Source organism: Photorhabdus sp. S10-54, assembly GCF_963878145.1.
Classification (GTDB): Bacteria; Pseudomonadota; Gammaproteobacteria; order Enterobacterales; family Enterobacteriaceae; genus Photorhabdus; species Photorhabdus kayaii.
Window position 1 is genome coordinate 1 of sequence record NZ_CAWNXG010000098.1, and the last position, 3,563, is coordinate 3,563.

The window sequence follows — 3,563 nt, forward strand, 5'->3', positions numbered from 1 at the left end:
CAAGAATATCCTGCCACAAAAAATTAAGTTGGTCGGATTTAAACTTGGGCCTCGGGAAGCCTTCCCGCTTTTGCTTCCCGTTGCTCGCCCATAACCTTATCGTGTGTGGTGTTACACCGTACCGATCTGCAAGTTCTTTTGTTTTGACGTAGGGTGATTGATTCATTTTTCATCTCCTTTTTGATAACCGTTCTCCAAAATTATCCGTGCCACTGTTGCCGGAGTTGTTTTGTCTGACCAGACTAAATCATCAATCAGGAAATTCAGTTCAGCAGCAAGTACGGCTTCTAAGTCTTTGGGCCAATACTCATATGCAATATCACTGTAATAAGAATCCTCGATGACTTTAAGTGTCACCAATATCATATCTTCTGATGTTCTGGCGGCTTTTCTGTAACCGGCATTCCAGACAGCATCAGTGATATAGGATGGATCACCCCATGCCGAAGCTATTACTTGGGTTAAGTGGAATGAATTATTGATCATACTTTTTCCTCACTGAACTGAAAATGTGATAGTTTGCACAACGTCAACAGAGTACGTTCCTTCATCTTCGCCACCGATGAGTATTGTGAAGTTCAAGGGCCATTCATGATCACATCCGCCGTGGGAATGCCAAAAATCTTCTGCCGCATCTTCAGCGATACTGTCCGGGGCAAAATATGGCGTGTGGCTTTTATACCTGCCTTTGACTCCCTCAACTGTGTATTCAAAGTACATTACTCACCTCCTCTGGTGATTCAGGTAATTCCATCCAGTGAGTTACATTAGATCTGTTTTCTTCAAAATCCCCGACACGGTGATTAAACCGATCGCAAGTAACAAATCCTTGGGCATCAGTTACTAAAAGGGTGTTGCTCCCAATCCTCTCACTAGGTAGCGCATCCTCAATCGATATCCACTCAGGGGTTACTCTGTCACCCAGTGAGATAATTACTGGCCTGCCGCCGAGAATGTTGGTATTGATGGAAAAAGTTGGTTCTTTGCCATCGGCATATTCAACAACAAATGTCATTTTTCCCACTTGTGAACTCCTTTTTTATTTCTTTATTACGTGATTTGCGGCGTTTCTTGGTCTTCTTAACGGGTGTTAACTTCACATTCGCCACTTGCGGCGCTGGTGGCAGAGGAGGGCAAACGCCCTCGTGAATGTAAAAATTACGTTTCATGCGATGAATGATCCGCTGTGTATAGTCCCTGCCATCGTCGATATGGAATGCCGTTCTGACCAGTTCATCATCGGTATCTGTTATCGGGTGATGTTCTTCCGTCACTGTTCGCTCTCCCTGAAAAGGATTTTGTATGCCCGCAATACGTGCGTTGTTTTGCCTGTGATGACGGTTTTCTTTAATAGAAAGCCGACAGACGAAGCGCGAACAGATGTCATAAACAGGGCGGCATCGACACAACGGTTATGTTTGCGGCGTTCAGTTATAAAGCTGGTCACAATGATTTTTGAAACCATACCTTCATCAAGATATTTGATTTTCATAATTCCCACCCCCTCATTTCCCGCTCTATTACTTCGAAAATATCCTCTGGGCAGGGCATGACTATAAAAACAGGGTTGCCGTAATACTTGTTCGTCAGCGGGCAGAACCGAAAGCGGCAAGCTGTCTTCATGCCGGATGGCTCCATTATCATCGTTCCCACCCCATCAAACATCTGAGAGGGGTAGGACAGATACTCGGTGCGAAAGAACGGCATAACATCCTGCTTCTCTGTTGGGATGATTTTGTCAAAATCAGGAAAACGACCATTCAGTATTTTCAGATTATTAAAGCCAAACAGGCGACCATCTTCATCGTAGTGAAATGCCTTGCTACCTCCCTCTAAGTCTATCTTTGTGTTTTCAGCGGCTTCTGGAATATCGCCATCAAACCGAATAATTAGGTCAGTCTCAGTGTCAATGTTGTGCTCCATACGAACGGCAACATGCCCGTTAGCAGCCTCAATATATTTAGGTGATATATGCACCCCGGTTAATCCGGGGTATTTTTCCGCCCGTTCTTCTTTGGCCACACAGACCAGTGCGGCACGTAATAAATTGGTATCAATAATCATGTGAGTCTCCTGTCAATGAAAGACGGGCATAGAGTCAAACTCGCCAGACTCTGCCGATTTGATTAATTCATCATGCAAGATAGAAAGCCCCTCGCGCCCTTTCTCAGATAGCCAATTGCCGTTCTCTGGCTGCATATTGATAAAATCCATGTACATTCTGACCGCCATATCCGCCCCGTCTTCGCTACCGGACCGCTCAAAGGCGAACCCCTCAATATGGGTTGCTAACATCACGCGCTCTACTAATGGGTAGACCGTGATTGCAGATACACCATTAACGTAAATCGCCGCGGTATCGGTGCCGCCTTTGTCGTTATCAACTTCACGAGTACCGTTTCTGTCTATTTGCTCTCGCACAAACGAGGCTGATACAACCCATCGCCACAACATCAACCGTTGATCGCTGGTCGGCGCATGGAAGCCTGCTTTCCAGCCCTGAGAAATAGCTGCTATCAATTCAAAGCCCAGTAATAAATCATGGTCATATTGACCCGCGTCCAACGATACCAATGCCTCCGCATAGCTCATGGTTTTGCTGTTCGCTGCCTCAGTGATGACAATGACGCCATATTTGCCGTAATCAAATGATGTTTCGGGGTGATATTTGTTCATTATTTATCTTCCCATTCTATAACCTGAAACAGTCCCATTTTGGGGTGATACCCTTTCGTTTTTCATTTCTGTTTCCTTATATTTGGCGTAAACACGTTAAGCCTATTTATGCCAATTGATTGTGAATAATTAAATGTCATATTATTTAATGAAGGTAATGCCGAATACCTCTAGCTAATTCATTTTCCATCGAACAGAGTAATTTATTCCTTAGCTGGATAATGACTTCTTTTTCCTCATTTACAATGTCCAAACTTTCTCCTGTTGTATATTCAACATGGCATTTATTTAAGTCTTCATCAAACGAGATAATAATTTCTAATCGTGCCGCCATTATTCACCCCTCCTTTTATCAGAAGATAAAAAACGGTGCCAATTCCATATCCAGAACTTAAATACCATCACATTGTATGAAGCAAGCTGTTTATATGTTTTTAATCCAAGTTCAGATAGTACGCGCTTTCTGACTTGATATACCCATAAGTTGCGGTAATGAAAAAAAACTATGACCGGTAAAAGCAGTATAAGAAATAAAGCTTCCATGATTAATCCTCCCATCCGATAACCTGAAATAAGCCCATTTTTGGGTGATACCATTTGGATTTACGTTGTTCGGCTTCACCCATCATCAGACGGAAAGCGTTCATGAAGTCCTCTTTAAATACGACTTTCATCGGACGAGGTTGTCCGTCTGGTGTCATGATAGTAATGCTGTCCGTTGGTACGTTGTACTGTTCAGCTAAGGTACGGCACTTGGCATTGGTCAATCCTGATTCAGTCGCAGCCAGAGAGAACCCAATCCAGCCCGTGGGAATAGCGCCTTGCTTGATTTGCTCAATGGTTTCATGAACCTGTTCAACTTTTTCTTCAACCTGGTTAAGGCGGCG

Annotated in this window: 8 protein-coding genes and 1 pseudogene; all 9 read right to left on the bottom strand. The window is 43.8% G+C overall.

Annotated features, from left to right (window positions below):
• Positions 1-162 precede the first annotated feature (162 nt).
• On the bottom strand, positions 163-486 hold the full coding sequence (locus tag AACQ83_RS23480; protein ID WP_112879810.1) for a hypothetical protein: 324 nt from the start codon (positions 484-486) through the stop codon (positions 163-165).
• A 9-nt stretch (positions 487-495) separates the two neighbouring features.
• Positions 496-720: a hypothetical protein gene (locus AACQ83_RS23485; protein WP_112879811.1), complete on the bottom strand. Its 225-nt coding sequence runs from the start codon at positions 718-720 to the stop codon at positions 496-498.
• A complete protein-coding gene (locus AACQ83_RS23490; protein ID WP_112879812.1) occupies positions 710-1,015 on the bottom strand; it encodes a DUF551 domain-containing protein in 306 nt (101 codons plus the stop codon). The genes AACQ83_RS23485 and AACQ83_RS23490 overlap by 11 nt, the downstream gene beginning before the upstream one ends.
• On the bottom strand, positions 999-1,274 hold the full coding sequence (locus AACQ83_RS23495; RefSeq protein WP_112886958.1) for a hypothetical protein: 276 nt from the start codon (positions 1,272-1,274) through the stop codon (positions 999-1,001). The genes AACQ83_RS23490 and AACQ83_RS23495 overlap by 17 nt, the downstream gene beginning before the upstream one ends.
• The gene (locus AACQ83_RS23500) at positions 1,271-1,492 is read right to left on the bottom strand and encodes a hypothetical protein (protein ID WP_049583063.1); all 222 of its coding nucleotides are present in this window, start codon (positions 1,490-1,492) and stop codon (positions 1,271-1,273) included. Before AACQ83_RS23500 ends, AACQ83_RS23495 begins: the two co-directional genes overlap by 4 nt.
• Entirely contained in the window at positions 1,489-2,064 is a 576-nt protein-coding gene (locus AACQ83_RS23505; RefSeq protein ID WP_112879814.1) for a hypothetical protein, read from the bottom strand. The genes AACQ83_RS23500 and AACQ83_RS23505 overlap by 4 nt, the downstream gene beginning before the upstream one ends.
• A 12-nt stretch (positions 2,065-2,076) precedes the next feature.
• Positions 2,077-2,676, bottom strand: coding sequence for a hypothetical protein (locus AACQ83_RS23510; RefSeq protein ID WP_112886959.1), 600 nt, complete (start codon positions 2,674-2,676; stop codon positions 2,077-2,079).
• 145 nt (positions 2,677-2,821) lie between these two features.
• On the bottom strand, positions 2,822-3,010 hold the full coding sequence (locus AACQ83_RS23515) for a hypothetical protein (RefSeq protein WP_049583066.1): 189 nt from the start codon (positions 3,008-3,010) through the stop codon (positions 2,822-2,824).
• A 211-nt stretch (positions 3,011-3,221) separates the two neighbouring features.
• Positions 3,222-3,563: pseudogene (locus tag AACQ83_RS23520) on the bottom strand (ORF6N domain-containing protein); the annotation flags it as partial.

Coding starts and splice junctions, on each gene's coding strand:
- AACQ83_RS23500 (WP_049583063.1), bottom strand. CDS start 1,492: ATGAAAATCAAATATCTTGATGAAGGTATGGTTTCAAAAATCATTGTG.
- AACQ83_RS23480 (WP_112879810.1), bottom strand. CDS start 486: ATGATCAATAATTCATTCCACTTAACCCAAGTAATAGCTTCGGCATGG.
- AACQ83_RS23515 (WP_049583066.1), bottom strand. CDS start 3,010: ATGGCGGCACGATTAGAAATTATTATCTCGTTTGATGAAGACTTAAAT.
- AACQ83_RS23505 (WP_112879814.1), bottom strand. CDS start 2,064: ATGATTATTGATACCAATTTATTACGTGCCGCACTGGTCTGTGTGGCC.
- AACQ83_RS23510 (WP_112886959.1), bottom strand. CDS start 2,676: ATGAACAAATATCACCCCGAAACATCATTTGATTACGGCAAATATGGC.
- AACQ83_RS23490 (WP_112879812.1), bottom strand. CDS start 1,015: ATGACATTTGTTGTTGAATATGCCGATGGCAAAGAACCAACTTTTTCC.
- AACQ83_RS23485 (WP_112879811.1), bottom strand. CDS start 720: ATGTACTTTGAATACACAGTTGAGGGAGTCAAAGGCAGGTATAAAAGC.